Here is a 21179-nt window from a genome sequence, read left to right as displayed (position 1 = left end):
GTTCCGTACCGCGGGCTTCCGAGCCCCGTGCCTGAAGGAAGTCAACCCATGTCCGTATCCCAGGTGTCGGCGCCGCCGGACCCGGCGGCCGTCGACCTCACCGACCCCCGCACCTTCCACGACGTGGACACGCACGCCCTGTGGCGGCGCTTCCGCGAGGAGAGCCCCGTCCACTGGCACCCGCCGACCGAGCGCGCGCTCGGCTTCTGGGTGGTGTCCACGTACGCGGACGCCGTCGCCGTCTACCGCGACAACAAGCGGTTCACCTCCGAGAAGGGCAACGTCCTCACCACCCTGCTCCAGGGCGGCGACTCGGCCGCGGGCAAGATGCTCGCCGTCACCGACGGGCCCCGCCACCGCGCGATCCGCAACCTGATGCTGAAGTCCTTCGCGCCGCGCGTCCTCACGCCCGTCGTGGACGGCGTGCACCGGCACACCCGCGAACTCGTCGCCCGCGCCGTCGCGGCGGGCGAGGCGGACTTCGTCACCGACGTCGCCGACCACGTGCCGATCCACACCATGGGCGACCTCATGGACATCCCCCTCGCCGACCGGCCGCGCCTGGTCGAGTGGAACACCCAGACCTTGTCCCGGCACAGCAGCGAGGACAGCGAGCTGGAGTCGCTGATGGCGCGCAACGAGATCCTGCTGTACCTCTCCGAACTCGCCGCCGCGCGGCGCCGGAACCCCGGCGAGGACGTCATCAGCGTCCTGGCCACCGCCACCGTCGACGGCGAGCCGCTGACCGAGGACGAGATCGTACTCAACTGCTACAGCCTGATCCTCGGCGGCGACGAGTCCACCCGGATGTCCCTCGTCGGCGGCCTCATCGCGCTCGCCGAGAACCCCGAGCAGTGGCGGCGCCTCAAGGCGGGCGAGGTCACCTCCGACAGCGCCACCGAGGAGATCCTGCGCTGGACCACGCCCGCCATGCACTTCGGGCGCCGCGCCCTCGTCGACGTGCCCCTGCGCGACCGGGTCGTCAAGGCGGGCGACGTCGTCACCCTGTGGAACAGCTCCGCCAACTTCGACGAGGACGTCTTCACCGACTCGTACTCCTTCGACGTGGGACGCAGCCCCAACAAGCACGTCGTCTTCGGGCACGGCCCGCACTTCTGCCTCGGCGCCTTCCTCGGCCGCGTCCATGTGAACGCCATGGTCGAGGCCCTGCGCGAGAAGGTCGCGGGGATCGTCCTGCGCGGTCCCGCGCGGCGGCTCTACTCCAACTTCGTGCACGGCTACAGCGGCCTGCCCGTCGCCTTCACGGCGGAGCAGGACAGGGAAAGGACGGACGGCGATGCGTGACGAGAGGCGTACGACGGGCGGGACGACGCTGGCCGTGCTGCACGTCGAGGGCGACTTCGGGGTGGACGGGGACTTCGGTGCGGAGGGGGGCTTCGGCGCGGACGGTCAACACCGGTTCTCCGAAGGCGACTTCGGCGGCGATCAAGTGGGTAAGGGGGCCGGAAGCGGAGGATCCGACTCCTGGGAGGCGGTGCGCGTGCGGGCCGACGAGCTGATCGCCGAGTGCGGCGCCGTGCTCGTGCGCGGACTCGGCATCGCGGACGCCGCCGCCTTCCACCGCACCGTCACCCGCTTCGGCGACTCCCTCATCGACAGCTACCGCGGCGGCAACACCCCGCGCGCCACGGTCTCCGACGGCGTCTTCACGTCCACGGAGTACCCGGCGCGCTACGACATCTCCCTGCACAACGAGATGTCGTACGCGATGGCGTGGCCGACGCGGCTCTACTTCTGCTGCCTGGACGCCCCCGACACCGGCGGCGCCACCCCGGTGTGCGACGGCGAGGCGCTGCTCGCGGGCCTCGCGCCCGAGGTGCGCGCCCGGTTCGCCGACGGCGTCGTCTACCACCAGCACCTGCACGGCGGCCTCGGCCTCGGCAAGTCCTGGCAGGCGACCTTCGAGACCGAGGACAAGGCGGTCGTCGAGGAGTTCCTGACCGCGTCCGGGGCCGAGTTCACCTGGACCGGGGACGGCGGTCTGCGCGTGCGCCAGCACCGGCCGGGTATCCGCAAGAACCCGCGCACCGGCCGCGACACCTGGTTCAACCAGGCCGACCAGTGGCACCCCTCCAACCTCCCCCCGGAGGAGGCCGAGACCCTGCTCTCCCTCATCGACGACCACGCCGAACTGCCGCACTGGATCACCTACGCCGACGGCACACCGCTCTCCGACGAGGACCTCGCCGACGTGCGCGGCTCCCAGCGCGCGAACCGGATCGCCGAGCCCTGGCAGGCCGGCGACATCATGATCGTCGACAACATGTCCGTCCTGCACGGCCGCGAGGCGTTCACCGGCACCCGCAAGGTGGTGGTGTCGATGACCTGAGCGGCGCGGTCCGGACCGCCGCGACCTGGGCCGACGGGGCCCGGGCCGCTCGGCCCCGGACCGCGCGCGGCCCGCTGCTCGACGGACGGACCACGGGACCACACCCTCGCACCTGCTCCCACCTGGGACTTTCAACGAACGCTAAAGGGTGTGGTCCGGGGCTCCGGCCGTCCTTAGGTTTGTTGGCATAGGGAAGGACGGATGGATGAACGCGCTCGACGAGATCATCGGGGCGGTGCGGGCCGACCTGGCGGAGCGGCGCCGGCTGGTTCCTGAGGCCGAGCTTTCGGACCGCGTGGCCGAGGTCGGCCCCGGACTGGACTGCGCCGCGCTGCTCTCCGGGGCGGACGGCCTGAAGGTCATCGCCGAGGTCAAGCGGAACAGCCCGTCCCGGGGCTGCCTGGCCGACATAGTCGACCCGGCGGGCCTCGCCGCGGAGTACGAGTCGGGTGGCGCCGCGGCGATCAGCGTCCTCACCGAGCGGCACCGCTTCGGCGGCCACCTCGCCGACCTGGACGCCGTGGGCGCGCGGGTGCGGGTGCCGCTGTTGCGCAAGGACTTCATAGTCGACCCCTATCAGCTCTGGGAGACCCGGGCGCACGGCGCGGACCTGGTCCTGCTCATCGTCGCCGCCCTCGAACAGCCGCTGCTCGCCGAGCTGTTGGCGCTCGCCGCCGAGATCGGCCTGACGCCCCTGGTGGAGGTGCACGACGAGACGGAGGTCAAGCGTGCCCTCGACGCGGGTGCCTGGATCATCGGCGTCAACGCCCGCGATCTGCGCACCCTGGAGATGGACCGCGGCATGTTCGCCCGCCTCGCCCCGGAGATTCCCGAAGGCGTCGTGCGCATAGCCGAGTCCGGCGTCCGCGGCCCCGACGACGCCTTGGCGTACGCGGCCCAGGGCGCCGACGCGATCCTCGTCGGCGAGTCCGTGGTCACGGGCGGCGACAGCAGGAAGGCGGTGGCCCAGCTGGTGGCGGCGGGCCGGGGGCTCGCGCGGCAGCGGGGGCGGGGGGTCGGCGGGATCGGGTGAGCGCGGGGCTTGTGCCTGCTTCTGTGTCTGTGTCTGTTTCTGTGTTCGTGTTCGTGCCTGAAGCCTGAGTCCGGCGCCTGAGTCCGGCGCCTGAGTCCGGCGCCTGAGTCCGGCGCCTGAGCTCGTGCTTCTGCTTCTGCTCCTTGTTGTGCCGGTGCTGGTGAAGCCTGGTCCCGCCTGAGCCTGCGGCATGTGGTCCTGCCCTGGCCGGTGGTGGCTGGTGCTGTGGGTGCTCGCCCCGTGCCGACGGCCGAAGGCCCCGGTCGCCCGGGGCCCGTTGGGTGGTGCTCGTCCTGGCCGTCCCCCTCACGCTCCCTGGTTCGCACGCTTCGTCGTGACCGTCGCCCACCGGTCGAGCACGGCCGCTGCGGCGCCCGAGTCGAGGGATTCGGCGGCGCGGTCCACGCCGGCGGCGATGCGCTCCGTGACCGGGGCGGTGCTCGGCTCCAGGGCGGCGAGGCCCGCGGCGGCCGAGAGCAGGACGGCGTCCCGGACCGGGCCGCGGGCCCCACCGACCAGCTCGCGCGCCACCCGCGCGTTGTGCGTCCGGTCGCCGCCGCGCAGCGCATCCCCGGTGGCGTACGCCATGCCGATGTCCCTCGGGTCGAAGGACTCCTCGCGCACCTCGGAGCCGGAGACCGACCAGACCGTGGAGGTAGTCGTGACCGTCAGCTCGTCCATCCCGTCGTCGCCCCGGAAGACCAGCGCCGACACGCCCCGCCGGGCGAGGACCGCCGCGAGCAGCGGCGCGAGCCGGGCGTCGGCGACGCCCACCGCGCGGGCGGTCGGCGCTGCCGGGTTCGTCAGCGGGCCCAGGATGTTGAAGACCGTGCGGATGCCCAACTCCCGGCGCGGAGCGGCCGCGTGCCGCATCGCCGGGTGGAACAGCGGCGCGAAGCAGAACGTGATGCCCACCTCCTCCGCCACCTCCGCGATCTCGGGCGCGGGCAGGTCGAGGGCCACGCCCAGCTCCTCCAGGACGTCGGCGGAGCCGCACGCGGAGGACGCCGAGCGGTTGCCGTGCTTGACGACGCGCGCCCCGGCACCGGCGGCGACGACGGCCGACATCGTGGAGATGTTGACGCTGTGGGAGCCGTCGCCGCCGGTCCCGACGATGTCGAGCGCGGGCCCGGGCACGGACAGCGGCACGGCGTGCGCGTACATGGCGTCGACCAGGCCGTCGATCTCCTCGGCGGTCTCGCCCTTGGCGCGCAGCGCCACCATCAGACCCGCGAGCCGCGCGGGACCCGCGGCGCCCGACATCACCTGATCCATCGCCCAGGCGGTCTCGGCCGCGGTCAGATCCCTGCGGCTCAGCAGTGCGTTCAGCAGTTCCGGCCAGGTACGGCCCTGTGGCTCATCGGCGGTCACGGGAATTCTCCTCGAATCCTCGAAGAAGAAGAGCACGTCCCTTTCATTCTGGAGAGCGGCGCACGCACGTTCCAGACCACTTTCCGAGGAGCCGTACGGGCCAATTCGAGAAGAACTCGCAGAAGTTCACGCAGCACAGGAAAGGGAGGGGCCGTGGCCCTGCACATGGCAGTGGACGTCGTCAGGGAATCCGAGCAGTCCCTGACCTCCCAGATACAGCGCTTCATCAGGAAGGAGATAGCGGAAGGAATCCTGCACCCCGGCACCCGCCTGCCCTCGACCCGCCGCCTCGCGGACGACCTGGGCGTCTCCCGCAGCGTGGTCGTGGAGGCCTTCGGCCAGCTCGTCGCCGAGGGCTATCTGGAGGCGGTGCGGGGCGCGGGCACCCGCGTGGTGGAGCACGTGGACGCCGCTGCCGCCGCGGCCGTCGTGCCCGCGCTGCTCGACGAGGGCCTCGACGCCCCCTCGCCCGGCGCCCGCTGGGACCTGAGACCGGGCAGCCACACCTTCGCGGCGTTCCCGCGCCGCGAGTGGCTGAGCTGCTACCAACGGGTCCTGAACCGCGCGAACGTCACCGACCACGGCTATCCGCCGCCGGCGGGCGAGCCGGGCCTGCGCCGCGAACTGGCCCACTGCCTGGGCCGGATGCGGGGCGTGCGCGCGGACGCCGACCAGATGATGGTGGTCGGCGGATTCGCGCAGACGCTGTCCCTGGTGTGCGCGGCCCTGGCCCGGGACGGAGTGGCGGAGCTCGGCATCGAGGACCCCGGCCACCCCGGGCAGCGGCAGTTCGTGCGGGACAGCGGACTGCGTCCGGTGCCGCTGCCCGTGGACGCCGAGGGCATCGACGTGGAGGCGCTCGCCGCGTCCGGCCTCCGCGCCGTCCTGGTCACGCCCGCCCACCAGTTCCCCACCGGCGTCAAGCTGTCCGCGAGCCGCCGCGAGGCACTGGCCCGCTGGGCGCGCGACACCGGCGCCCTGGTGATCGAGGACGACTACGACGGCGGGCTCTGGTACGAGCAGGGCGGCATCCGCCCCCTCGCCCTCCAGCGCGAGGCCCCCGACCACGTCCTGTACGCGGGCACGGCCAGCAAGACCCTCGCCCCCGGCCTGCGCCTCGGCTGGATCGCCGCGCCCCGGCCGCTGCTCGACCGGCTCCTGCGGGTGCGCGCCCGGCAGGACCTGGGCACGGACACCCTCACCCAGCTGGCGTTCGCGGAACTCCTGCGCGGCGGCCAGTTCGACCGCCATCTGCGCCGCCTCAACGCCCGCGCCCGCAGCCGCCGCGAGGCCCTGGAGGAGGCCGTGCGCAAGCAGCTGCCCGGCGCCCGCGTCATCGGCCGGGCGGCGGGCCTGCACGCGTACGTGCGGCTGCCCCGGCACCTGGACGAGGCCGCGGTGGTGGCCGGGGCGCTCGCCCGCTCCGTCCTGGTGCGCGGCGGCGCCGCCTTCCACGCCCGGCCGGGGCCCACCGCGCCCGCCCTGGTCGTCGGCCACGCGCACCTGCCACGCTCGGGCGTCACGGAGGCGGTGCGGGAGATCGCGGAGGTGGTCAGGGGGAGGTGACGGCGGCGGTGGGGGACCCGGCCCCCGACCCGGCCGCGGCTCCCGGCCCGGCCCCGACCCCGGTGGCGGCCGCCCGCCCCAGGAAGTTCTCCATCATCGCGAGCCCCCCGTTCGTCATGATGCTCTCGGGGTGGAACTGCACGCCCTCCACGGGCAGCGTCCGGTGCCGCAGGCCCATCACGTACCCGTGGTCGAGGGCGGTGGCCGTCGTCACCAGCTGCGCGGGCAGCGGTTCGGCGACGACCAGGGAGTGGTAGCGGGTGGCTTCGAGGGTGTGCCCGAGGCCCTGGAAGACCCCGGCGCCGTCGTGCCGCACCGTGCTGGTGCGCCCGTGCATCACCTGCCCGGCCACCTCGACCCGCCCGCCGTACGCGAGCGCGACGGCCTGGTGCCCCAGGCACACGCCGAGCAGCGGCACCCGCCCCGCGAACTCCCGTACCAGCTCCACGTGTCCGGACTCCGCGGGATGCCCGGGACCCGGCCCGAGCACCACCGCGTCGGGCCCGTCCGCCGCAAGATCGGCCGGGGAGCGGGTCAGCGAGCGCACCACCTGGGTGCGCGCCCCGAGCGTGCGCAGGTACTGGTCGATGATGTGGACGAAGCTGTCATAGGCGTCGATCAGCAGGACGTTCATGCGCGGGATGCCTCTCTCGTACGGGACGGGGCGAGTGCCGCACGCGGACGGCGGGCGGGGAGCGGGCGGTGCGGGCAGGGGGTCGAGTCCGCGCGGACCGAGCGGCCAAAGGCGCGGCGCGCCGGTCACGGCAGCAGCTCCGCACCGGTCAGGGCCCAGTACGCGGCGCCCATCTTCGCCAGCGTCTCGCGCCACTCGGCCGCGGGCTCGGACTGGGCGACGATCCCCGCCGAGCTCTGCGTGGAGTAGGTGTCCCCGTCGTGCTCGACGGTGCGGATGCACAGCGCGAGTTCGCTCCAGCCGCGCACGTCGACCAGGCCGACCGCGCCCGCGTAGGCGCCGCGCCGCTCCCGTTCGAGACCGTCGACGATCTCCATGGCGCGCACCTTCGGGGCCCCGGTCATGGTGCCCGCGGGGAACGTCGCACGCACCGCCTGCCAGGTGTCCGTGCCCTCTGCGCCCCCCTCAAGCCGCCCCGACACCGTCGACACCAGGTGGAAGACATGGCTGAAGCCCTCCACGGCCATCAGCCGGTCCACCGGCTTCGTGCTCGCCGTGGTCACTCGGCCGATGTCGTTGCGGCACAGGTCGACCAGCATGATGTGCTCGGCCTGCTCCTTGATGGACTCACGCATCTCCTTGATGCGGCGCTGGTTCTCCTCCTCGTCGGGGCCGCGCCGGGCGGTGCCCGCGATGGGGCGCATCACGATCTCGTCGCCCTCGATCCGGAAGAACAGCTCCGGGCTCGCCCCGATCAGCGTGCGGCCCGCGCGCGGCATCAGATACATGTACGGCGACGGGTTGCGGGCGCGCAGCCGCCGGTAGACGTCGACGGGCGTCAACGCGGTGCGGACGTCGATGCGGTGGCCGATCTGGATCTGGTAGATGTCGCCGACCGCGATGTGCTCCAGGCACGTCTTCGCCCAGCCGAGGAACGTCTCCCGGTCCACGCTGTCCCGCACGGACCCGGGCGCGGGCGCCTCGGGGACCACCACCGGCCCCCGCGCCCCCGCAGCGGCCGCCCGCGCGGCCTCGTGCGCCACCTCCCGGGCCTTCGCCGGGTCACCGTCCCCGAACGCCCTGCTCTCGGCCCGCACATGACGCACCGACCCGTCGGCCAGGTCGTACCAGACGGTGTCCCGGAAGAGCGTCAGCGTGATGTCGGGGGCGCCCGGCCCCTCGGTGCGCGCGGGCAGCGCCTCCAGGTGCCAGGCGGCCTCGTACGCGAGGGTGGTCAGGAAACCGAACGCGTAGCCGGTCGTGGGCAGTTCGGTGTCCAGGGCGAACAGGCGCTGGGCGCGGGCGAGGAAGTCCCAGACCTGGTCGGCGGCGGTGAGGCGGAGCCGGTGCACGCCCGGGTCCGGCTCCCGCGGATGGTCCCCGCGCAGGCCGGCCGCCAGGGCCGCCCCGGCGAGCGCGCGGGTGAGGGCGGGCGTGCCGTCGAGGTCGACGTACCCGTCGTACACCCGGATCTCCGCGAGCCGCCCGAAGCCGACGACGGCCGCACGGCGGTCCTGGTCGGCGCCGTCGACGCTCTCGAACAGGAACACCTCGTCCCCGCCGAGGGCCGCGCGCAGCGGGACGTACAGGTCCAGGGGGTCGTGGCGGGGCAGTTCGCCCGCGGTCACCCGCACGTCGACCGGAATGAGGCCCGGCACGAGTTCCGGCGTGCGGCCCCGCGTGAAGTCCCGCATGAAGTCCGGCATGGTGAACTCCTTGTGAATTCGCCGCCGTCGGCTTGTCCCACGGCCGCCTTTTCCGTGCTGCCGGAAAGTCAAACAGCGGTGCCGTGAACCGTGCCAGACCAATTCCCGGGACTCGGGGCGGACCAATTCCGAATCGCTTGACCCGGGCGGCACCGCACGGATTCAGTGGGGGCACGTTTCCGTTCCTCCTGTCCTATGTCCGCACGGGGAAGGCAGTCATGGAAGACAGCGCAAGAGCCAGCAAAAGGGAAATCGCGGCGAGGAACACGGCCGCCGAATCCTGGCGGGCGTTCCCCGCCCGGCAGCAGCCCGACTGGCCGGACCCGCGCGCCCTGCGGGCCGTCACCGACGACCTGGCCGCCGCGCCGCCGCTGGTCTTCGCCGCCGAGTGCGACCGGTTGCGGCGGCGCATGGCGGCGGTCGCGCGCGGCGAGGCCATCCTGCTCCAGGGCGGCGACTGCGCCGAGACCTTCGGGCACGCCACCGCCGACGCGATCCGCGGCAAGCTCCAGACGCTGCTCCAGATGGCCGTGGTCCTCTCGCACGCCACCGCCCTCCCGGTCGTCAAGGTCGGCCGCATGGCCGGGCAGTACGCCAAGCCGCGGTCCAGCGCCGTCGAGGAGCGCGCCGGGGTCGTCCTGCCCTCGTACCGGGGCGACGCGGTCAACGGCCTGGAGTTCACCGAGGCGGCCCGCGTCCCCGACCCGCGCCGCCTGCGCGCGATGTACGAGGCGTCGGCGCGCACCCTCAACCTGGTGCGCGCCCTGACCACGGGCGGCTTCGCCGACCTGCGCCAAGTGCACGCCTGGAACGAGGGGTTCGTGGCCGCGTCCGGCGCCGGCGCGCGCTACGCACAGCTCGCCGACGAGATCGGCCGCAGCCTCGACTTCATGCGGGCGTGCGGCGTCGACACCCGGGGGCTGGCCACCGCCGAGTTCTTCGTCGGCCACGAGGGGCTGCTCCTGGACTACGAGGCGGCCCTGACCCGCACGGAGCCCGCGACCCACGCCGAGCCCGAGGGCGCCCTGGCCCCCGCATCCGGCCGCGCCTACGCCACCAGCGGCCACCTCCTGTGGATCGGCGAGCGCACCCGCGACCTCGACGGCGCCCACGTCGAGTACTTCTCCCGCGTCGCCAACCCCATCGCCGTCAAGCTCGGCCCGACGACGTCCCCCGACACCGTGCTCGCCCTGCTCGACCGGCTCGACCCGGACCGGGAGCCAGGACGCCTCACGTTCGTGGTGCGCGCGGGCGCCGACCGCGTACGGGACCTGCTGCCCACACTCGTGGAGAAGGTCAACGCCGAGGGCGCCCTGGTCGCCTGGGTCAGCGACCCGATGCACGGCAACACCACGACGGCGCCCAGCGGCCACAAGACCCGCCGCTTCGACACCGTTCTTGACGAGGTGCGCGGGTTCGTGGAGGTCCACCAGGAACTCGGCACCCACCCCGGCGGCATCCACGTCGAGCTGACCGGCGACGACGTGACCGAGTGCGTCGGCGGCGGCAACGCCGTCCTGGAGGAGGACCTGCCGCACCGCTACGAGACCGCGTGCGACCCGCGCCTCAACCGCGCCCAGTCCCTGGACCTGGCGTTCCGCCTCGCCGAGATGTACCGCGGGAGCTGACGCGGGCTCACCCCGCGCGCAGGGCGTCCTCGACGATCCGCAGCGGTGGCTCGTCCGTCAGGTAGAAGTGCCCGCCCGCGAGCGTGTGCAGCGTGACGGGGCCCCGCGTCTGCTCCCGCCAGGCGGCAGCCTCCGCGGGGCTCACCCGCGTGTCCGCCTCGCCGCGCAGCACCGTGACCGGGCAGTCCAGGAGCGCGTCCGGCCCGCCCGCGTAGCCCGCGACCATCCGGAAGTCCGCGCCCACGTACGGCATCACGAGCTCCAGGAACACCGGGTTGTCGAGCAGCTCCGCGTCCGTGCCGCCCAGCTGGGCGAGGGTGCGCAGGACGGCCGCGTCGTCCACCTCGGCGGCGCGCTCCGGGGTGCCGTGCGCCGTGTGCGGGGCGCGGGCCGCCGACGCGAAGAAGTGGCTCACCTCCGCGCCGTCGGCCTGCCAGAGCCGGGCCACCTCATAGGCCACGAACGCGCCCATGCTGTGCCCGAAGAACGCCGTGGGCCGCCCGTCGGGCAGCGGGCGCAGCTCGTCGGCGAGGTCGCGGGCCATCGCCTTCAGGTCCGTGGCGGGCGGCTCGGCGATGCGGTCGGCGCGGCCCGGATAGCAGACCGTGTGGACCTCCACGTCCGTGAGCGCCTTGCCCCAGGAGCGGTAGAAGTACGGCGAGCCCCCGGCGTGCGGGAAACACACCAGGCGGCCCGCCGCGAAGGGCCGTGCCTCGACTGCTTGCGTCCACACCATTGCCGTCCCCCAGTCAGCCGGTCGTCCACCGGCGTGCGAGGGCACACCGGTCGGCCCCCATGATTCCACCGCGCGCTGACGGCGACCTGACCGCGAGGCGTGAGCTGCGGCACCCCGACCGGGTCCGGTGCCCGGCGGCGCCCGTACCCGGGACCCTTCACACCTGGGGCCCGACGGCCCCCGGCGCCCGGCACCCGCTCCGGCTGTCAGTCCGCTGTCAGGGCCGCCCTGGATCCTGACCGAAGGAGAGGCACCGCCATCGGCGCCGGCCTCGCGCGGAGCCCGGCCCGCGTCCCCCGCGACGCGCTCGCCATCCGCCTCTCGGGCTCCGCCGCCCACCCCGTGGGCTCCGCCCGCCGCCGCCCCGACCAGCACCACCCCGATTCCCAGGGAGCTCCCATGCCGGTGACCCCCCCGACGTACCACTCGATCACCGAGGCGCAGATGATGCCGCGTCTCGTGCGGATCGGCCCCAACCTCTACGGCGCGGTCTTCACCCTGATGAAGCTGCTGCCCGCCCACTTCATCCTCCAACGCGCGCGTGAGCGCGGCGAGCTGCACCACAACACGGTGGTCGTCGAGACCACCTCAGGCACCTTCGGGCTCGCCCTCGCCATGCAGGCCGCGCTGACCGAGCGCGAGCTGATCCTGGTCAGCGACCCGGCCATCGACGCGAACCTGTACCGCAGGCTCAGCGACCTCGGCGCGAAGGTCGAGATCTGCCGGGAGCCCGCCGCCGTCGGCGGCTTCCAGGAGGCCAGGCTGCGGCGGCTCGCGGAGATCCGCGCCGCGCTGCCGTCGACGTTCTGCCCCGAGCAGTACACCAACCCCGACAACCCCCGTTCCTACGAGCGGGTCTCCGAGCAACTGATCCGCACCCTCGGCGCGGTGGACTGCCTGGTGGGGCCCGTCGGTTCGGGCGGCTCGATGTGCGGCACCACGCGCGGCCTGCGCGCGCACAACCCCGACACCCTCGCCATCGGCGTCGACACGCACAGCAGCGTGCTGTTCGGCCAGGACGACGGGCCGCGCACGCTGCGCGGACTCGGCAACAGCCTGTGGCCCGCCAACCTCGACCACGGCGTCTTCGACGAGGTCCACTGGTGCGCCGCCGAGGAGGCGTACGCGCACACCCGCGCCCTGCACGCCCAGCACGCCCTGTTCCAGGGCCCGACGAGCGGCGCCGCCTACCTCGTCGCGCAGTGGTGGGCCCGGCGCAACCCGGACAAGCTGTGCGTGGTGATGATGCCGGACGAGGGCTACCGCTATCAGGCCACGGTGTACGACGACGCCTGGCTCGCGGACAACGGGTACGTCCTCGACCCGCGCCCCGACGCCGAGCCCGTGACCGTCGCCTCGCCCGACGAGGCGGGGGCGGCCTGGACCCGGTTCGCGTGGAACCGCCGCGGCTACGAGGACGTGCCCGGCGTGGTGCCGCGCCCGGCGGGGCGCGACCGCGCGGAACAGGTCCTGTCATGACGGCCCCACCGCTCGGCACACCGGCCCAAGCCTCGGGTCAAGTCCCGGCCCAAGCCCCGGCCCCGGCATCAGAACCGGGGCCGTCCCGAGCCCCGACCCCGGAGACCTCGTCCCCGGACACCCCACCCCCCGGCACCGGCCGCCTCACCGCCGTCCTCGGCCCCCGCACCCGCCGCGTCGTCTACGGCGAGCCGACCCCCGCCGACGTCCGCGCCGAACTGGACCTCACCAGCACCGTCGACCTCGCGCACGTCGTGATGCTCGCCGAGAGCGGGCTGCTCCCAGGTCCCGCCGCCGCGGCCCTCCTGGACCGCGTCGGCCGGCTGCGCGCTGACGGCTTCCGGGACCTCGTGGGCGCACCGGCGCCGCGCGGGCTCTACCTCATGTACGAGGGGCATCTCGTCGCGGCGCTCGGCGCGGACGTCGGCGGAAAGCTGCACACCGGGCGCTCCCGCAACGACCTGAAGGCCACCGTCACGGCGATGCGGCTGCGCGTCGAACTCCAGGAGCTGATCAGCCAGTTGCTCCGGCTGCAAGCCGCCCTGCTGTCCCGGGCCCGCGTCCACCGGGACGTGGTCATGCCCGTGTACACCCACTTCCAGCCCGCGATGCCCATCACGTACGGCTACTACCTCGCGGGTCTCGCCACCGCGCTCGACCGGGACATCGCGGGCCTCAGGCACACCGTCGACGAGCTGGGCCGCCGCTGTCCGCTCGGCGCGGGCGCGGTGGCGGGCACCGACCTGCCGATCCGGCCCGCGCGCACCGCCGCGCTGCTCGGCTTCGCGGGCCCGCCGCTGCACGCCACGGACGCGGTGGCCGCCCGTGACACCGCGCTGCGGGCGCTCGCCGCGGCCGCCTCCGCCGGGGTGACCCTGAGCCGTCTCGCCACCGACCTGCAGCTGTGGTCCACGCAGGAGTTCGGCTTCGTGGAGTTCCCGGAGCGGCTCGTCGGCGGCAGCTCCGCCATGCCGCAGAAACGGAACGCCTTCCTCCTGGAGCATGTGAAGGCCAAGGCCGCCGCGGCCGTCGGCGCCTGGACCGCGTCGGCGTCCGCGATGAAGTCGACGCCGTTCACCAACTCCATCGAGGTCGGCACGGAGGCCGTCGCCGTGGTGTGGCCCGCGCTCGTCGCCGTGCGGGACTCCGTGCTCCTGACGCAGGTCCTGGTCACGGGCGCGCGGCCGGTGCCGGCCCGGATGGAACAGCGCGCCAAGGAGGGCTTCGTGACCGCCACGGCGATCGCCAACCGGCTGGTCGCGCAGGGCGTCCCGTTCCGCACCGCCCACCACGCCGTCGGCGCCGCCGTCCGCGACGCCGTCGACTCCGGCGCCGCCGAACTCACCGACGTCACCCCGCCCGACGGCCACCCCGGCCTCGGCGGGCCGCTCCCGCCGCTCGCCGACGTCGTGGCCGACCACGACCGCGGCGGCGGCCCCGGCGAGTGCGACCAGGTCGTGGCCGCGCTGCGCCGCAGGCTCGGCGCCCACGCCGACTGGGGCGCGGCCTGCCGGGCCCGGCTGCGGGACGCCGACGACGCGCTCGCGGCGGCCGTGGCGGGGGTCGTCGAACGGTACGGGCCCGGTCCTTCGGCGGCAGCCGGGTCCGGGGGAGCGACGGGAGGCTCGGGATGAGCAAGGGCGCGTTCCTCGCGTTCGTCGAGAGCAACACCACCGGCACGGGCCGCGAGTTCTGCGCCGCCGCCCGGGCGCGCGGGCTCAGGCCCGTGCTCCTGACCCGGGATCCGGCGCGCTATCCGTACCTCGCCGAGGACGCCGTGGACGTACGGATCGTGGACACCGGGGATCTGACGGCGGTGGTGGAGGAGTGCGCGGCGCTCGCGGAGGGCGCGGTGCGCGGGGGCGGCGGAGGTCTCGCCGGAGTCGCCTCCAGCTCCGAGTACTTCGTGGCTACCGCCGCCCGCGCGGCGGCCAAGCTCGGCCTGCCCGCCGCCGACGGGGACGCCGTCGCCCGCTGCCGCGACAAGGGCACCCAGCGGGCGGCACTCGCGGCCCACGGGGTGCCGGTCCCGGCGTTCACGGAGGCCGGGAGCGTGGCCGAGGCGGTGCGGGCCGCCGAGGTGACCGGGTTCCCGGTGGTCCTCAAGCCCGTCAGCGGCTCCGGTTCCGTCGGCGTACGGCTGTGCCGGGACCCGGCGGAGACCCGCGCCTGGGCCGCACGCCTCCTGGAGCGGGCCACCGACGAACGCGGCGCCCCCGTGCCCGCCCGCGTCCTGGTCGAACAGGCCGTCCAGGGGCCCGAGTTCTCCGTGGAGACCCTGGACGACCGGGTGGTCGCGGTCGTGGCCAAGCACCTCGGGGCCGAGCCGTACTTCGTGGAGACCGGGCACGACGTACCCGCGCCCGTCCCCGACGACACGGCCGCCGCCCTCGCCGACACCGCGCTGCGGGCGCTCACCGCCCTCGGCCTCGGCTGGGGCGCGGCCCACACCGAACTGCGCCTGACCGCGCGGGGACCCGTCGTCATCGAGGTCAACCCGAGGCTCGCGGGCGGCATGATCCCCGTCGCCGTCCGGGCCGCGACCGGCGTGGACCTGGTCGACGCGGTGATCGCGCGTGCATCGGGCCTGGCGCCCGCCCCGGCGGGGACCGGCGCCGGGCACGCCGCCGTCCGCTTCCTGCGGGCGGCGGGGGAGGGGCGGGTCACGGCGGTCACGGGTCTCGCGGACGCGCTGGCCGCACCGGGGGTCGTCGCGGCGACCGCGGGCACCGCCGTCGGCAGGGACGTGCGCGTCACGCACTCGTTCCTGGACCGCCTGGCGTGCGTCGTCGCCACCGGCCCCGGCCCCGACGCGGCGGCCCGCCGCGCGCGGGACGCGACCCACAGAATCGACGTCGAGCTGGACGAGGGCGCGAAGGGGGACCGATGACCGACCACGAGGCGAAGGCGGTGCCGCGGTACGGCCCGAAGGCCGCGCCGCCGCACGGCCCGAGGAGCGCCCCGGCGTACGACCCGAAGCGCGCCCCGACGTACGCGTCGACCCAAGGGCCCTCCGCGCGCCTCGCCAGGGAGCCCGACGGCGAGCCCGCCACGAGGATCCCCCGCTGGACCGCCCTCCCCGGAGGCAGGCCCGGCACGGGCACCCGCACGGCCCGGCTGCCCGCCGACACCACCCGGACCCTGGAGCGCACCGCCGCCGACCTGGACACCACCCTCCCCGCCCTGCTCCTCGCCGCCCACGCCCGGGTCCTCGCGACCCTCACCAACGAACGCGACCTGCTCATCGGCTACGTCCCGCACGAACAGGACGCGTTCCGGGGGCCGTTGCGCCTCGCGGTGCCGGACTCGACGTGGGCCGAGCTGATCGCGGGGGCGGCCGGGGCGGGGACGTATCGCGGTGGGGGGTGCCCTGAGGTGACGCTTGACCTGTCGGGGTTGGACTCGCTGCCGGGGGCGGACTCGGGGTCGGAGCCGGACTCGCGGTCGGGGTCGGGCTCGCCGCCAGGGCCGGACCGTCCGGACTGCGTCCTGCCCGACGGCACCGTCCTGCGCGTGCGCCTCGCCCCGGACGCGGACGGCGGGCTCGCTCTGCGCGTCACCTACGACACGGCCGCACTCGACGCCTCGTACGCCGAACGCGTCGCCGGATACCACCTCGCGGCGCTGCGCCTGATCGCCGCCGACCCGGCCGCGCGCCACGACCGGCAGAGCCTGCTGTCGGCACGCGAGAAGGAGACACAGCTGTACGAATTCGCGGGCCCGCGCGGGCGGTTGGCGGAGCGGACGTTCGTGGAGGAGTTCCAGGACCGGGTCCGGACGTGCCCCGACGCGCCCGCCGTCGTGCACGGGGAGCGGCGGCTGACGTACCGGGAGCTCGACCGGGCCGCTAACGCGGTCGCCCACGCGCTGCTCGCGGAGGGCCTCGACGCCGAGGACGTGGTGGCCGTCGTCATGCGGCGCACCCCGGACTGGATCACCGCCGCACTCGGCGTCCTCAAGGCGGGCGGCGTCTATCTGCCGGTGCGCCCGGACTTCCCCGTCGATCACATCGCGACCCAACTGGTCCGCAGCGGAGCCGACTTCGTGCTGGCGGACGAGGCCGGGGAGGGCCCGGCGCGGGAGGCGGCGGCGCTTGCGGGGGCCGATGCGCTCGCCGGGCCGGACGTTCCTGCCGGGCCGGACGCCCTCCCGAGGCCGGATGCCCTTCCCGGTCCGGATGCCCCCATGGCCCCGGACCCCTCAGCGCCGGATGCGCCCGCGCGGCCGGACACCCCCACCACCCCGAAGATCCTCCCCGTCCCCCGCATCCTCACGGCGGGCGGCCCCGACCACGCCCCCGACGTCCCCCTGACCCCCGGCCGGGCCGCCTACGTCTACTTCACCTCCGGGTCCACCGGGACCCCGAAGGGGGCCCTGTGCGAGCACGCCGGGCTGCTCAACCACCTTCGGGCGAAGATCGACGACATGGGGCTCGCGGACCCGGCGGGCGCGGGCCGTGTGACCGGCCCTGCGCACTCCGGCGGCAGTGGCGAAGTCGTGGCCCAGACCGCGTCCCAGAGCTTCGACATCTCTCTCTGGCAGTTCGCCGCGCCTCTGCTCACCGGCGCGGCCGTCCGCATCGTCGACACCGCACGACAGCTCGGTGTGGACGGCTTCCTGGACGACATCGTCGACGGTGGTGTCACCGTCGCGCAGGTCGTCCCCTCGTACCTGGAGGTCCTGCTCACGCACCTGGAGAGCGGGCCGCCGCGCCCGCTCGGGGCGCTGCGCGCGCTGTCGGTGACGGGGGAGGCGCTGGGCCTCGGCCTGGTCCGGCGCTGGTTCGCGCTGTACCCGGACATCCGGCTCGTCAACGCCTATGGAGCCACCGAGGTCTGCGACGACACCGTGCACGACGTGCTCGACGCCGCGCCCGAGCGCGACTTCGTGCCGCTCGGCCGGCCGCTGCGCAACGTCAACCCGTACATCTTCGACGCGAACCTGGACCTCGTGCCGCTCGGCTCGACCGGCGAGATCGCCTTCTCCGGCGTGTGCGTCGGGCGCGGCTACGTGGGCGACGAGGAGCGCACCCGGCAGGCCTTCGTGGCCGACCCGTTCCGCGCGGGCACCCGCATGTACCGCACGGGCGACTTCGGGCGCTGGCTGCCCGACGGCCGCATCGAGTACCTGGGCCGCCACGACGAACAGGTCAAGATCCGCGGCTACCGCATCGAACTCGGCGAGATCGAGCACCGGTTGACGGCGATGCCGGGCGTCCGCGAGGCCGCCGTGGTCGTCGACGGCGGCGGCACCGACATCGCCACCGGGGGCCCGCGCGAGGGCACCGGCGCCCCGCGCCACCTCGCCGCCTTCGTCAGCGGCCCCGGCCCGCTGCCCGCCGACCGCGTGCGCGACCACCTCGCCGTCCGCCTGCCCGACTACATGGTGCCGACGTACGTCCACCAGCTTCAGCGGCTGCCCCGCACCGGCAACGGCAAGGCCGACAAGCCCGCCCTGGTCCGCCTCGCCGGAACCCTCGGCCACGGCGGCGCCCCGCACACCGCGCCCGCCACCGCCACCGAGCGGCGCCTCGCCATGGTGTGGGCGGAGGTCCTCGGCGTACCCCTGGAGCGCATCGGCCGCACCGACAGCTTCTTCGAGCTGGGCGGCACGTCCCTCGCCTCGGTACGCCTCCTCGTCCACCTCGACGGCACCCTCTCCCTCGCCCGCCTCACGGCCCACCCGGTCCTTGCCGACCTGGCCGCCGCCGTCGACGGCGCCGGGGCCCCGGGCGGCGGCCTCCTCCAGGAGCTGTCCCTGGTCCGCAACCCGCGCCACACCCTGGTCTGCTTCCCGTACGAGGGCGGGAACGCCGTCAACTACCGCGCGCTCGCCGCCGAGCTGGAGGGCGAGGGCATCGCCGTCCTCGGCGTGGAGCCGCCAGGACACGACCTCGCGGGCACCGCGGACCCCCTCGCGGACGTCCCCGGACTCGCCCGCCGCGTACGGGACGAACTGGCCGCCCGCGCCACCGGCCCCGTCCTGCTCTGGGGCCACGGCGCGGGCGCCGCGCCCGCCCTGGAGACCGCCCGGCTCCTGGAGGCCGACGGCCACGCCGTCGCGCGGGTCTTCGTCGGCGCCCAGCTCCTCGACGACCCCCCGACCCTGCGCGCCCGCGCCGACCGGGCCGCCGCGGCGGACGACGTGACGCTCCTCGACGGCCTCCGCGCGGGCGGCGCGTACGTCGAGCTGGACGCGCTCAAGCCGGAGCGCGCCGCGGTCGTGGCCCGCGCCTGCCGCCACGACCTGCGGGCCGCGCACGCGCACCTCCTGCGGCTGCGCGCCGACCCCGACGCGCACCGGGTGCGGGCGCCCCTCGACGTCGTCGTCGCGCGCGACGACCCGGCCACCGGGCGCTCCGCGCGCTCGCCCCTCGCCTGGAAGGCGGTCAGCGACCACGTCACGAGCCACGAACTGCCTCTGGGAGGCCACTACTTCGTCAATACCCGCCCCGCTGACGCGGCGGGAGCGGTGCGGGCCGCGCTGCGCGCCGGCCCGCCCGGGCAAGGAGGAACCAAGTGACCACGCACGCACACCTGTTGACCGGCGCGGCCCCGCCCGGCGTCGCCGCCGTCGGCGTCAGCGCGGCCTTCGGCACCTTCGGGGAGCTGCTCCAGGGCGTGCTGCCCGAGCAGGACGGCGACTTCCTGGTGACGCTGCCGGTGGCCCGCTGGGCCATGGCCCGCTTCGAGCTCGACCGCGGCGCGGCGGAGCTCGCCGTCGTGCCGCCGCACAAGAAGAAGGCGCTCCGGCTCACCTCCATGATCATGGAGGACGCGCGGCGGCCCGGCGGTGGCCTGCTCACCCTCGACAGCACCCTGCCCGAGGGCAAGGGCCTCGCCAGCTCGTCCGCCGACCTGGTGGCCACGGCCCGCGCGGTCGCCAACGCGTTGCGCGAGCCGATGCCGCCGCGCCGCATCGAGACCTACCTCGCCAGGATCGAGCCCACCGACGGCGTGCTCTACCCCTCGGTCGTCGCCTTCCACCACCGCAGCGTGCGGCTGCGCGCGCTGCTCGGCTCGCTGCCGTCGATGGCGGTGGTCAGCGTCGACGAGGGCGGCTCGGTGGACACCGTCGACTTCAACAACATCCCCAAGCCGTTCACCGCCGCCGACAAACGCGAGTACGCCCGCCTCCTCGACCGCGTCACCGGGGCCGTGGCCCGCCGCGACCTCACGGAGGTCGGCCGCGTCGCCACGGCCAGCGCCCGCATGAACCAGGTCCTGCGGCACAAGTGGTCCCTGGAACCCATGATCGCCATCTGCGCCGACGTGGGCGGCCTCGGCGTCGTCGTGGGCCACAGCGGCACGGCCCTCGGCATCCTCCTGGACACATCGGCCCCCGACTGCCACACCAAGCTGACAGCAGCGGCCCAACGCTGCCAGGAACTGGCGGGGAACGTGACGGTGTACAGGACGCTGAGCTTCGACTGAGACCGGCGAAGGCCCTCCGCTGACAACAGCGAAGGCCCTCCGTGATCACGGAGGGCCTTGCTTGTCGTGCGCCGCCAGGGACTCGAACCCCGGACCCGCTGATGCTGCATCTCCCGGGGGATAACCCCCGGACCCCCAGCCGACTTCGCTGGGCGCTGCCGAGCCTGGTCCAACAGCGAAGGCCCCCCGTATCCACGGAGGGCCTTGCCTGTCGTGCGCCGCCAGGGACTCGAACCCCGGACCCGCTGATTAAGAGTCAGCTGCTCTAACCAACTGAGCTAGCGGCGCCTGCTGACTCGAAAATAATACCTGGTCCTGGGGGGTGCTCCGGACCACCAGGGGCGGGCCGGGGCGGGACCCGGGCAGGACCTGTCCGGGACTGCCTAGATCGCCAGGGACAGCAGCACCGGGGCCGCCCTGCGGTTCAGGGTCTCCGCCGCCTCGCGCAGGCGGTGGGCGTGCTCGACCGGCAGGGAGAGGGCGAGGGAGCCGACCGTGGCGCCCGCGGTGATGGGGACGGCGGCGCAGACCGTGCCGACCGCGTACTCCTGGAGGTCGAGGACGGGGACCGTGGCGGCCTGGGCGTCGAGGTTGCTGAGCAGGACGCGCTCGCTGGTGATGGTGCGCGAGGTGAGGCGGGCCATCTTGTGCCGGGACAGATGGTCCCGGCGGGCGTCCAGGTCGAGCTGGCCGAGCAGGCTCTTGCCGACGGCGCTGGCGTGCGCGGAGACCCGGAAGTCCACCCATTCGTTGACCTTCGGCGTGCCGGGGCCGTCGGCGAAGTCGGTGACCCGGATCTCGCCGTCCACATAACGGCTGACGTAGACCGCCGCGCCGATGGAGTCGCGCAGGCCGCCGAGGGTGTGCCGGAGCTTGTCGCGCAGCGCGAGGGCGCGGTCGTGGGCGGAGCCGAGGCGGGTGAGCGAGACGCCCGTGACGTACGCCCCGTCGGTGATCTGCTCGACGTACCCCTCGCGGCGCAGCATGCGCAGGAGGGCGGCGAGCTGGGCGGCGGGCATCGTGGTGCGCCGGGCCAGCTCTTCCTCGGTGACGCCGGTGCCCCGGCGCGCGACGATTTCGAGCACCCGCAGGGCGTTCTGCACCAACTGGTGGGCCGTCGTCGACTCGCGCTGCACCGCCACGGCTTCTCCCTGATCCCTGAGCCTGAGATGGAACGGTTCCGGACAGCTGGACACTGTCCACGATAACCGCCAAATACCCCCTGGGGAGGGGGTGTTGGCCA

The 21179-nt window shown here is 74.5% G+C and carries 15 protein-coding genes and 1 tRNA gene; 10 read left to right on the top strand and 6 right to left on the bottom strand.

Annotated elements, in window-relative coordinates; genetic code table 11:
- Window positions 1-48 precede the first annotated feature (48 nt).
- The 3 genes from AB6L24_RS38945 to trpC all read left to right on the top strand — a co-directional run bounded on the left by AB6L24_RS38945 (window position 49) and on the right by trpC (window position 3383).
- Window positions 49-1305 carry a cytochrome P450 gene (locus AB6L24_RS38945; protein WP_405664155.1) on the top strand — a complete coding sequence of 419 codons (1257 nt, stop codon included), beginning with the start codon at window positions 49-51 and terminating at the stop codon, window positions 1303-1305.
- A complete protein-coding gene (locus AB6L24_RS38940) occupies window positions 1298-2350 on the top strand; it encodes a TauD/TfdA family dioxygenase (RefSeq protein WP_405664153.1) in 1053 nt (350 codons plus the stop codon). Before AB6L24_RS38945 ends, AB6L24_RS38940 begins: the two co-directional genes overlap by 8 nt.
- Window positions 2351-2555: 205 nt before the next feature.
- Entirely contained in the window at window positions 2556-3383 is an 828-nt protein-coding gene (trpC, locus tag AB6L24_RS38935; RefSeq protein ID WP_405664147.1) for an indole-3-glycerol phosphate synthase TrpC, read from the top strand.
- A 306-nt stretch (window positions 3384-3689) separates the two neighbouring features.
- Here the strand turns inward: trpC and trpD are convergent, their stop codons facing one another.
- A complete protein-coding gene (trpD, locus tag AB6L24_RS38930; RefSeq protein ID WP_405664144.1) occupies window positions 3690-4754 on the bottom strand; it encodes an anthranilate phosphoribosyltransferase in 1065 nt (354 codons plus the stop codon).
- A gap of 153 nt (window positions 4755-4907) precedes the next feature.
- On the opposite strand from trpD, the gene AB6L24_RS38925 reads away from it, so the two are divergent.
- A complete protein-coding gene (locus AB6L24_RS38925; RefSeq protein ID WP_405664142.1) occupies window positions 4908-6320 on the top strand; it encodes a PLP-dependent aminotransferase family protein in 1413 nt (470 codons plus the stop codon).
- On the opposite strand, the gene AB6L24_RS38920 is transcribed toward AB6L24_RS38925, so the two are convergent.
- Both AB6L24_RS38920 and AB6L24_RS38915 read right to left on the bottom strand, forming a co-directional pair.
- Complete coding sequence (locus AB6L24_RS38920) at window positions 6307-6954, bottom strand: anthranilate synthase component II (RefSeq protein ID WP_405664139.1); 648 nt, start codon at window positions 6952-6954, stop codon at window positions 6307-6309. The two genes, AB6L24_RS38925 and AB6L24_RS38920, sit on opposite strands and share 14 nt — an antisense overlap.
- Window positions 6955-7079: 125 nt before the next feature.
- Window positions 7080-8648, bottom strand: a complete 1569-nt coding sequence (locus AB6L24_RS38915) for an anthranilate synthase component I family protein (protein WP_405664527.1) — start codon at window positions 8646-8648, stop codon at window positions 7080-7082.
- A 230-nt stretch (window positions 8649-8878) separates the two neighbouring features.
- Between AB6L24_RS38915 and AB6L24_RS38910 the strand changes: the two genes are divergently transcribed.
- Window positions 8879-10288: a class II 3-deoxy-7-phosphoheptulonate synthase gene (locus tag AB6L24_RS38910; protein ID WP_405664137.1), complete on the top strand. Its 1410-nt coding sequence runs from the start codon at window positions 8879-8881 to the stop codon at window positions 10286-10288.
- Between the two features lie 7 nt (window positions 10289-10295).
- On the opposite strand, the gene AB6L24_RS38905 is transcribed toward AB6L24_RS38910, so the two are convergent.
- Complete coding sequence (locus tag AB6L24_RS38905) at window positions 10296-11024, bottom strand: thioesterase II family protein (RefSeq protein ID WP_405664134.1); 729 nt, start codon at window positions 11022-11024, stop codon at window positions 10296-10298.
- A 399-nt stretch (window positions 11025-11423) separates the two neighbouring features.
- On the opposite strand from AB6L24_RS38905, the gene AB6L24_RS38900 reads away from it, so the two are divergent.
- Genes AB6L24_RS38900 through AB6L24_RS38880 form a run of 5 tightly spaced genes read left to right on the top strand, consistent with a single transcriptional unit; the run spans window position 11424 to window position 19936 of the window.
- Complete coding sequence (locus tag AB6L24_RS38900; protein ID WP_405664131.1) at window positions 11424-12503, top strand: cysteine synthase family protein; 1080 nt, start codon at window positions 11424-11426, stop codon at window positions 12501-12503.
- The gene (argH, locus tag AB6L24_RS38895; protein ID WP_405664129.1) at window positions 12500-14137 is read left to right on the top strand and encodes an argininosuccinate lyase; all 1638 of its coding nucleotides are present in this window, start codon (window positions 12500-12502) and stop codon (window positions 14135-14137) included. The genes AB6L24_RS38900 and argH overlap by 4 nt, the downstream gene beginning before the upstream one ends.
- Window positions 14134-15393 carry an ATP-grasp domain-containing protein gene (locus AB6L24_RS38890; protein WP_405664127.1) on the top strand — a complete coding sequence of 420 codons (1260 nt, stop codon included), beginning with the start codon at window positions 14134-14136 and terminating at the stop codon, window positions 15391-15393. Before argH ends, AB6L24_RS38890 begins: the two co-directional genes overlap by 4 nt.
- The gene (locus tag AB6L24_RS38885) at window positions 15390-19025 is read left to right on the top strand and encodes a non-ribosomal peptide synthetase (protein ID WP_405664124.1); all 3636 of its coding nucleotides are present in this window, start codon (window positions 15390-15392) and stop codon (window positions 19023-19025) included. Before AB6L24_RS38890 ends, AB6L24_RS38885 begins: the two co-directional genes overlap by 4 nt.
- Complete coding sequence (locus tag AB6L24_RS38880) at window positions 19022-19936, top strand: kinase (RefSeq protein ID WP_405664123.1); 915 nt, start codon at window positions 19022-19024, stop codon at window positions 19934-19936. Before AB6L24_RS38885 ends, AB6L24_RS38880 begins: the two co-directional genes overlap by 4 nt.
- Window positions 19937-20150: 214 nt before the next feature.
- Here AB6L24_RS38880 and AB6L24_RS38875 read toward each other — a convergent pair.
- Window positions 20151-20224: transfer RNA gene (locus AB6L24_RS38875), tRNA-Lys, on the bottom strand.
- A 95-nt stretch (window positions 20225-20319) separates the two neighbouring features.
- Window positions 20320-21078 (bottom strand): IclR family transcriptional regulator, encoded by a 759-nt coding sequence (locus AB6L24_RS38870; protein WP_405664120.1) that lies wholly within the window; start codon window positions 21076-21078, stop codon window positions 20320-20322.
- Between the last annotated feature and the right edge of the window lie 101 nt (window positions 21079-21179).

Origin of the sequence: Streptomyces sp. RK9 (assembly GCF_045070545.1) — a bacterium.
GTDB lineage: Bacteria > Actinomycetota > Actinomycetes > Streptomycetales > Streptomycetaceae > Streptomyces > Streptomyces alboflavus.
Note: the sequence above shows the minus strand (reverse complement) of the source record. Positions and strands in the feature narration are given on the sequence as shown.

What these genes read in the sequence shown, in the direction of transcription:
- AB6L24_RS38915 (WP_405664527.1), bottom strand. Translation starts at nt 8,648, where the DNA reads ATGCGGGACTTCACGCGGGGCCGCACGCCGGAACTCGTGCCGGGCCTC.
- AB6L24_RS38885 (WP_405664124.1), top strand. Translation starts at nt 15,390, where the DNA reads ATGACCGACCACGAGGCGAAGGCGGTGCCGCGGTACGGCCCGAAGGCC.
- AB6L24_RS38910 (WP_405664137.1), top strand. Translation starts at nt 8,879, where the DNA reads ATGGAAGACAGCGCAAGAGCCAGCAAAAGGGAAATCGCGGCGAGGAAC.
- AB6L24_RS38900 (WP_405664131.1), top strand. Translation starts at nt 11,424, where the DNA reads ATGCCGGTGACCCCCCCGACGTACCACTCGATCACCGAGGCGCAGATG.
- trpC (WP_405664147.1), top strand. Translation starts at nt 2,556, where the DNA reads ATGAACGCGCTCGACGAGATCATCGGGGCGGTGCGGGCCGACCTGGCG.
- AB6L24_RS38940 (WP_405664153.1), top strand. Translation starts at nt 1,298, where the DNA reads ATGCGTGACGAGAGGCGTACGACGGGCGGGACGACGCTGGCCGTGCTG.
- AB6L24_RS38905 (WP_405664134.1), bottom strand. Translation starts at nt 11,024, where the DNA reads ATGGTGTGGACGCAAGCAGTCGAGGCACGGCCCTTCGCGGCGGGCCGC.
- AB6L24_RS38920 (WP_405664139.1), bottom strand. Translation starts at nt 6,954, where the DNA reads ATGAACGTCCTGCTGATCGACGCCTATGACAGCTTCGTCCACATCATC.
- AB6L24_RS38945 (WP_405664155.1), top strand. Translation starts at nt 49, where the DNA reads ATGTCCGTATCCCAGGTGTCGGCGCCGCCGGACCCGGCGGCCGTCGAC.
- argH (WP_405664129.1), top strand. Translation starts at nt 12,500, where the DNA reads ATGACGGCCCCACCGCTCGGCACACCGGCCCAAGCCTCGGGTCAAGTC.
- AB6L24_RS38890 (WP_405664127.1), top strand. Translation starts at nt 14,134, where the DNA reads ATGAGCAAGGGCGCGTTCCTCGCGTTCGTCGAGAGCAACACCACCGGC.